Annotated in this window: 5 protein-coding genes; 3 read left to right on the top strand and 2 right to left on the bottom strand. The window is 50.9% G+C overall.

The window, feature by feature from the left end; translation table 11 throughout:
- Positions 1–41: 41 nt before the first annotated feature.
- Together R3196_RS10495 and R3196_RS10490 are read left to right on the top strand one after the other, a co-directional pair.
- Positions 42–611 (top strand): outer membrane beta-barrel protein, encoded by a 570-nt coding sequence (locus tag R3196_RS10495; protein ID WP_318936725.1) that lies wholly within the window; start codon positions 42–44, stop codon positions 609–611.
- A gap of 139 nt (positions 612–750) precedes the next feature.
- Positions 751–987 carry a hypothetical protein gene (locus R3196_RS10490; RefSeq protein WP_318936724.1) on the top strand — a complete coding sequence of 79 codons (237 nt, stop codon included), beginning with the start codon at positions 751–753 and terminating at the stop codon, positions 985–987.
- A 13-nt stretch (positions 988–1,000) separates the two neighbouring features.
- Here the strand turns inward: R3196_RS10490 and R3196_RS10485 are convergent, their stop codons facing one another.
- On the bottom strand, positions 1,001–2,083 hold the full coding sequence (locus R3196_RS10485; protein WP_318936723.1) for a hypothetical protein: 1,083 nt from the start codon (positions 2,081–2,083) through the stop codon (positions 1,001–1,003).
- 208 nt (positions 2,084–2,291) lie between these two features.
- A complete protein-coding gene (locus R3196_RS10480) occupies positions 2,292–2,618 on the bottom strand; it encodes a hypothetical protein (protein ID WP_318936722.1) in 327 nt (108 codons plus the stop codon).
- A 31-nt stretch (positions 2,619–2,649) separates the two neighbouring features.
- On the opposite strand from R3196_RS10480, the gene R3196_RS10475 reads away from it, so the two are divergent.
- Positions 2,650–8,037, top strand: a 5,388-nt coding sequence (locus R3196_RS10475) for a SpvB/TcaC N-terminal domain-containing protein (protein WP_318936721.1), incomplete at its 3' end; no start/stop codon positions are given.

Genomic DNA, 8,037 nt, shown 5'->3' with positions numbered 1-8,037 from the left:
TGGCGTTTTTCACCCTGATTCTTTATAAGGAAATAATTTATATGAAAAAACTCGGTTTATTGGTCGCTATGACTGCCGCATTAGCGGTAACTTCTACTGCTGCTCTGGCAAAAAATGCGCCTTCGTTTGATTTCGTCAGCGGTTCTTACGTTAACGTTGATGTTGACGGTACCCACGTTGGCGGCATGCAGTTTGATTTTTCAAAGTCACTGAATGAAAACTGGTTTGGTACAGCTTTTGCTCGCCACCTTTCTAAAGGTGAACTGGACAATACCTCGTTTGCAGCTGGTTTTGGTTATAAGCATAACTTAAGCGAATCCACTGCTTTATACGGTATTCTGGCGTTAGTTTATGATGACGTAGACGCGGGTAGCCTGATGAACGACAGCGATACCGGCTATGGCGTTAGCGCAGGTGTTCGCCACAATTTCGGTAACTCATTCGAACTTGACGCGAATATCCAGCACGTTGATATCTGGGAAGATACCGAGCAAAACTACACCCTGAGCGGTAAGTACTACTTTACCTCTGAATGGGCAGTAAAAGCCGGCTATACCCATGTGGACAGCGATGTTTCAATGACATTCGTTGGCTTCAGCTACGAATTCTAAGCTTTAAAGAAAACGTTTTGCCTTCCATTCAGGCACCCGACTTCGGGTGCCTGAATTATTATTGTCTTGCTGGTTAAAAAATACTCATGTAGCTTGAATAGCAGATCGTAATATTCATTACGACTATGAGGAATCAATCATGACGCAAGATGATATTAATTCTCAACAATGGCATGACCCCAATAATTGGTTAGGCCCCCGCTGGCTAGGTATTTATTTCAGTAAAAAAGATGCGCGCAGCTGGGTGCCAAAGCCGGGTCCGATATTAGGCCGGGCTATTAATCTGGGAAATCCCACAGGCGCCGCCTGGGCAACAGGAATAGTGTTATTCCTCATCGTTCTGGCGTTCTTCACCGGGGTATACGCAGGAACTTAAAATCAGACCTGAACTAGCAGTTCAGGTCGTTCACCGCCACGGCTTTAATGCCGTTGTCCCAGAGGCCCAGGTAGAGCAGCGTCTGGCCGCCGCCTGATACCAGCATCATGCTTTTGACACCGCCGCGGCTTACCTGCGCGCCGAGCTTTATGGCGGTCCAGCTCTGGCCGATATCCGTGCTGCACTCAATGATCAGTGGCTGATCCGGGCTTAGCTTGTCGTAACCGGCAGTATATAGGGTGCCGGCGCCATCAATAACAACATCCCAGTAAAAACGGTGATTGACGTCGCCAAGCGGGGTTGTCCAGCTGGCACCATAGTTGGTGCTGCGTACCAAGCCGCCCTCAGCCCCAAAAATAACCGTATTGCTATCGGTAGGGTGGAGGAGCCCACCAAGATAGGTGGACGGATTCGGTAACAAGGTAGACCAGGTTGTTAAATCCCCCGAGCTCAAGTCATAGCGACTTAAATAGCCGTTTTCGATCGCCCCCTGGCCGCCGAACCAAACTGTCTGACGAGTGGAATCAACGATTAGCAGCCGAAGCCCGGCGGCAAACGCGTCCCAAGCCCCGGACAGCAAAGTCCAGTGGCTTGCATCAATATTGGCGACGGCGAGCACGGCATGGCCGACGGCGTAAACCCGGTCGGTGCTTTGGTCATAGGCCAGCGCCGTTATCGCGGTGTTAAATTCACGCCCGAAATCATGTTGAACCTGTGTCCAGGTTTCACCGTGGTCCTGTGTGACAAAAAGGGGGTAGGGGTTTGAGTTATCGGCTGGTTGCTCCCGCGCGAAGGCGGCCAGATAATGGCCTTGTCCGAGCACCGCCAACCCGGTCACCGCGGTAGTAGCAGGTGAGCGCAGCTGCCAGGCTGCTGTCGCATTACTGCGCCAATAGAGCCCCTGCTTAGTACCCGCTAATTGCGCATTCCCATCAGACTGAATGTATTCAACCGTATGATTTCCGGCGAGAACGGTGGTGATAGTCACGCCTGCTGGCGGAGGCGGCGTTGGTGTAGGAGTCGTTTCACTGCCGCCACCACAACCACTCAGCAGAGCGGAAATTAAGATCAGTGCTAAACACAATGTCTTGTTCATTTTATTTGTGCCGCCGTTTGTTGTTGTTTTCTTTAAGAGGCTGGTGGCAGGCAAAGTGTGACTGAAGGAAACAAATTTAATCGCAAAGCTAACGGTTCAGAATCACCGGCCCCGAAGCTGCTTTAGCCAGCTGGTAGTCGAGATTGTACAACGGGCAGTTATCAGTCGTCTTTGAGGGGTAAGCGGCGGTAGCTGAGTAATTGCCGAGTTAATTTCCTGAAGCGATGGGGACATTTACAGCAAAATTAAAAATTTGTTGCTCTTGTTGACTGCTTCGTATAAAAAATAACAAGTTCACATAATAATAAACTCCAGGGATTGCCATGGACACCAAACACGGACGTACCGTTTTAGTTGGCCTTTTCTTTTTATTTGCTTCATTTTCGACGTCGGCGCAGACGACCAGCAACTGCGATGAGCCGATGTTAATGACGGCGAGCACCTCATCAACAAGCACTACAAGTTGTGAAACCGTAGCCCAGCCTGGCCCTGTCAGTTCAATATCGGTTTCCCCCTCGACAAGTAACGACGGCACCTTAACAGTTTCCTGGTCCGCTGCAGCAAATATGGTTACAAGCGGTATCAACGCGTGGGGGTATGAGTTAAAAGAATTTAAAGGTGGCGTGCTGACACAAACGCTGACCGTAAGCCCGACCACAACGAGTTACGATTTCACAGGCAAATCGAATGGCTCCTATCAGTATCAGGTCAGGGGCTGTAACCTGAAGGGCGGGGTACCTTACTGCGGCTCATACAGCAGCTTAAGCAATACCGTCACTGTTGATATTACTGTCGCTCCCCCCAGTTCAATTTCAGGCCCTACTTCTGTTGATATCGATGGCGCTTACACCATCTCCTGGGGTTCATCATCCACAGCTTCAGTAACCTACAAGCTGGAAGAACGCTTTAAACCTCATGGGTCTACAGTTTATCAAAGCTGGACACAGATATACTCTGGTACCAGTCTTTCAACGTCTGTTTCAGGCCGCGCTGATGGCGAGTGGGATTATCAAGTGCGCGCTTGTAGCGCAAGTGATTGCAGCATCTATCAAACCATTTCACCAAAAGTAACAGTACTGCACAAGCCATCGACTCCGGTTAACGTAAGCGTACCGAGTTCGAGTGCCGATGGCAGTTATACCTTAAGCTGGTCTTCCGGCGGCGGGGTTATTGGCCGTTATGAGTACAGCGAGAGCCCAACGTTCAGCTCATGGACATCCGTTGGAACGGCGACGTCTAAATCGTTTTCAGGGCGGCTGGATGGTAGCTGGAGTTACCGTGTTCGCGCCTGCAACACCTCCGGCTGTAGCGCTTATGCAACCTCCAATACAGTCACCGTTTTACACCCTGTACCGGCCGCACCAGCAGAAGTAACAGCCCCTGCAGAGACGTCACAGTCAACGTATACAGTGAGCTGGACAGCTAGTACATCTTCCTATGCGGACAGTTACCAAATCGCAAATCGCCATGAGTCCAATAGTTGGTCTGCCTGGGCCAATGCGACAGGCACCTCAACAAATGTGACGGTTGATCAGAGTGGAAACTGGACGCATCGTGTCGCCGCGTGCAATGTCTTGCCCGATGGTTCGAAAAAGTGCAGCGGCACACCAACTGTTTCAAATAGCGTGAATGTCCAGCTACCGGCGGCCTGGGCAGAAACCGGAGGCACGGTTGCTGATGACTTCGGTGGAGCGGTTAGCGGACTTTCTCATGACCCGGGGGTAGGCGCGGTTCAGGGCCAGCCTGGCGTTTCTGGTGGTGCCGCAACCTACCAGATACCGATAGCAGTACCACCAGGACGTAGCGGTATGACGCCGTCAGTGGCGCTCACCTACTCATCACGAAGCGGCAATGGTATCGCAGGTGTAGGCTGGGGCTTGTCCGCAACGTCCTCAATTCACCGTTGCTCAGCAACTCCGGCACAGGATGGTTATCGCCTCGCAGCTACCCTGAAAGTCAGTGACAAGCTTTGTCTGGATGGGAAGCGGTTGATGCTGGTAAGCGGCACTTATGGGCAGTCGGGCGCTGTATATCGCACCGAACAGGATGCTTTTGCAAAAGTCGTTCAGTCGGGTGCCGTCAATAGTTCATCATCCTTTACGGTTCACTATCCCAATAACAGGACGAGCTATTTCGGAACGACCACGGATTCACGTCAGATCCCCTCGGGCAGTAGCATCATTGCAAGCTGGGCAATTGCTGTAGAGCAGGACGCTTCCGGGAATACAATTGAATACCGCTACAGTGCGCCAGTCGCTGGCGAACACTTGTTGCATGAAATTCTGTACACAGGTTATAACTCCACGCCAGGTACGCGTAAAGTTAGTTTCTTCTATGAGACCCGCCCGGATACATCGCGCAGCTGGCTCGGCGGCGGCCTGAGCCAAACCACCCGGCGTCTTAAATCCATCGAAACGTCGGTTAGCGGCTCTCCTGTCCGCGAATATACATTAGGTTATGACTCAAGCCTCTATACGGGTCGCTCACTGCTCACATCTGTGATGGAGTGCGCTGATAATTACTGCCTGCCAGCAACAGATTTCTTCCCTCACAATCTGGTCATGACCTGGCAGCCGACAGACTCTAGTAGTTCAGGAAACCGTGCGTTAACTCCTTCGGGTGATACGGTTGGCCTGGATCGCGTCAAGCAGCAGGATTTAAATGGCGATGGCATACCTGAAGCTATTTATATGCACGCCCAGTTTGATCAAAATGATCAGTTAACCGGGTTCAATGTCCAGATTTACTACCAGGATCCGTCCAGCGGCGCGTACACGCTCGCCTATGATGGTCTTAATGATGCAACTGATATTGGCAATGGGATCTATCACTACGATAGCGGTGATTTGAATAGTGATGGGATCACAGACTTTTTCATTGTTGATGGTAGTGGCAACGTGTCCCTTTATCAGTTTGATGACAATCTTCAGCCATTGCCTCTTATCAACACGAACCTGACGATGCCCCAGTCTTTCGTCACATCACCTGCGTTTGTAGGCAATACGCTGCAACTTGTTGATGTTAACGGTGACGGGCATCAGGATATTGTTTACGCCGATACGAATGATGTCCTTTATTATTTCCGTAATTCCGGCGTCACCTCAGGCAACCCGCAATTTACTGGCCCATACTCATTATTGACACTTAACACCTATGTCTATAACAACAGCACCAAACGCCAGGAGCCAAGTTTTATGGACGTGGATGGCGATGGCGTGCTGGATGTCGTACTGACGTGGCAAAACGGTGTAACAAGTAAAGTCATTAATGTCGCATTTGGCTCGGTTACGACTGCTGGTGCATATCAAATCGGAACGACTTTAAGCGCGTCTCAGCTTGGCTTGCCAACCAATAACTTTTATAACGAACACACCTTCGCCGATGTAAATGGTGATGGCCTTGCCGACTTTATCCGCCCGGTTAAAGTATCCGGCGTTCTGAACTGGTCGGTTCGTGAGAACAAAGGAAACCGGACATTTGGTGCTGAGGATTTACTTGGTACGGGCATTGGTATTCATGAGCATGCCACCGTCGATGAAGCCAATTATCATTATGTTCGGATCCAACCCTTGTGGGGGCGCGGCCTTCGTATAGCCGATATCGATAGTGATGGCGCATCTGAGCTTATTGTCGCGACCGGTAGCAATGATGATGTTTGCATTGATTTTATCGGGGATCCAAATTCAAGTGGCAGTACTGAACCATACCGCCTGACGGTGTGCAATGACGCGATGCACGCTGAGCAGGCAGAGCTCACCAGTCACCCCGGGTATAAGATTGATATTGATTTTGGCCGTTATGATATTCGCCGCTTTAACTGGGATGTCATTGATATTGCCCAGACGTCATCCGGGCTTGGTGTGAGCCGCATTGTCAGTAACGTGGTCAAAGCACCGATGCTGTCATTTGTGGACCTTTACGGCAATTACACGTCCGGCCTGGACATCAGAGATGTTAATAATGATGGATTCAGCGATTTCACTTTTACAGTGATGACCAGTTACTCTCAGAGCGCAGGCAGTGGAGAGCATATGACGGTGGCCGGAACGAATTATTACATGGCTGCCCTTGGCGTGAATCATACTTCGTCGAGCCCCGCCGCTTATGAGGGGTACTACGAGCAGCTCAATGATGCAACGACAGGATTTAATGCTGGCAAACTCGTTGATACCAACAGTGAGGTTATTAATGGATTAGGGCATACCTACCAGTGGCAATACAGTCCGCTGTCACGGACACATGCGAATCGAGCTGGTGGTGCGTTCTATACGGTGCCTGGCTTTAATGCAAACGATGAGCGCTATGTCACCAACGACACGAATCGTGAGCATTTCTACTTTACCTCATCAATGTATGTGGTCAGTGACACCTTTGCTTCAAATGGTGTTGGTGGTCTGAATGAAACCGAGTACAACTACCGCGAGGCCGTATACAATACCGCCGGCCGCGGCTTCCAGGGCTTCCGTCAAATCATTGTTGATGACAAGACGCGTGGTAGCCGGGCAGTGAGCACCTTCCACCAAATCTTCCCGTTTGCCGGTAAGCTGGAATCACTACGTACCTGTCTGGTCAGTGATGGCAACCTGTGTTCACAGCCACTTACTGATAATACTTACTCGTATGTTGCAAAAAACACGGCGAATGCATCGGTCAACTGGGTCTATCCCTCATCACAAACCGAACGGCTGTTTGACTTAAATAGTCGCTCCACGCGGCTTAATGAAAAAGTCACCACTATTGATGCAATTGATGTCGACAACTTCGGCAACGTGAAGAAAATGACTGTTGTGACCGACAACGGATTTCATAAAGTTCAAACGGTTATTGCGTCAACATTCGACACGAACTACACCACAAGCTCCTGGTGGCCGCATAAGCTAAGCTCTCAGGCGAAAACCACACAGACCATCAGCCGCAATACCACGGTTGCAGCTAACATTCTGTCAGGCACGGACGCAGCGCGCACGACCACGACAACCTATAGCTATAACAGTGACGGTATTACTCATCGCAAGCCAACGCAAATCGTGACATCGGCAAGTGATACGCCCAAGACACATCAGGTCACTCATGTGTTTAATAGTTACGGTTTGCCGGCGAGCACCACGCAGGTTGGCTCGGGCAGTGGCAGCGACCTGAATCGCGCAACAAGCTTTGGTTACAGCACGGATGGCTATTTCGTTGCAAGTGTCACCAACGATAAAGGCCATGTCAGTAGTCGCGCAACCTCGGCAGAGCACGGCCAGCCACTTAGTGAAACCGATCCTAACGGAACCACGGTTAGCTACACCTATGATCCGTTCGGGCGCATGACAAGCCAGACGGTGCCAGGTGGTGCAACCATTGAAACAGGACTTATCAGCTGCTACAGCTGTGAGAGTTCATCGGCGGAGTACTATCGCTTTACCCAACAAGAAGGCAGTCCACTTCAAAAGGTCTTCTATGACCTGCTGAATCGCGAGCGCATGAAGGCTGTGACGGGCTTTGGCGGGCTGACGGTCTACAGCCGGGTTGACTACAACGCCCGTGGCGATAAAACCTTTGAGTCGGTGCCTTCGCACAGCACCAATAGCACCGAAGGAACGACCTTTTCTGCTTATGACGCCCTAGGGCGCGTGACCCGCAAAGAAACGGACCGCGCCGAAGGTGGCCAGCTGACGGCCAACTACATCTACAGTGGGCATACCACCAGCATTGAGGCGAACGACGGTATTACGCTCTTTATGAACCGCACGCACGGCGGTGACGGCAAGCTTATCCGCACCAAGGACGCGCACAATGGCTATACCCGTTATGCCTATGACAGCGCGGGTAACCCTATTACCCTGCAGGACGCAAAAGGCGATTCCATTTACGCGTTCTATAATGGCCTTGGCCATAAGACCGAAGTGCGCGACCCGAATATGGGAACCAAGCTGTTCAGCTACAACACCTTTGGTGAGGTTGAGTTTGAG

The sequence above is a fragment of the Pseudidiomarina sp. genome (genome assembly GCF_033722695.1).
Lineage (GTDB): Bacteria > Pseudomonadota > Gammaproteobacteria > Enterobacterales > Alteromonadaceae > Pseudidiomarina.
The sequence above is the reverse complement of the archived record's forward strand: the minus strand, read 5'-3'. Positions and strand labels throughout refer to the sequence as shown.